The organism is Halomonas sp. 3D7M, from assembly GCF_014897885.1.
In the GTDB taxonomy this organism is placed as follows: domain Bacteria; phylum Pseudomonadota; class Gammaproteobacteria; order Pseudomonadales; family Halomonadaceae; genus Vreelandella.
Window position 1 is genome coordinate 12,865 of sequence record NZ_JABUZF010000176.1, and the last position, 201, is coordinate 13,065.

The 201-nt window shown below is 62.2% G+C and carries 1 pseudogene; it reads left to right on the top strand.

Going from position 1 to position 201, the window contains the following annotated elements:
- Positions 1-201: pseudogene (locus tag INT22_RS09815) on the top strand (hypothetical protein); the annotation flags it as partial.

Here is a 201-nt window from a genome sequence, read left to right on the forward strand (position 1 = left end):
CGGTGCTAAAACCGGTGCGACGTTAGGTTTTGTCGCAGGGCCAGTGGGTGCTTCGATCGGTACGTTCGCAGGCGCACTGCTGGGTGCGCTTGCAGGGGGCACGGCAGGCGGTGTTGCGGGTGCCAGGCTCGGTGAAGAGCTCGATAGTAAAGTGCTCGACAACGTCGAGTGTTTGGCCTGTGGCTACTCCTTTCGACCCCC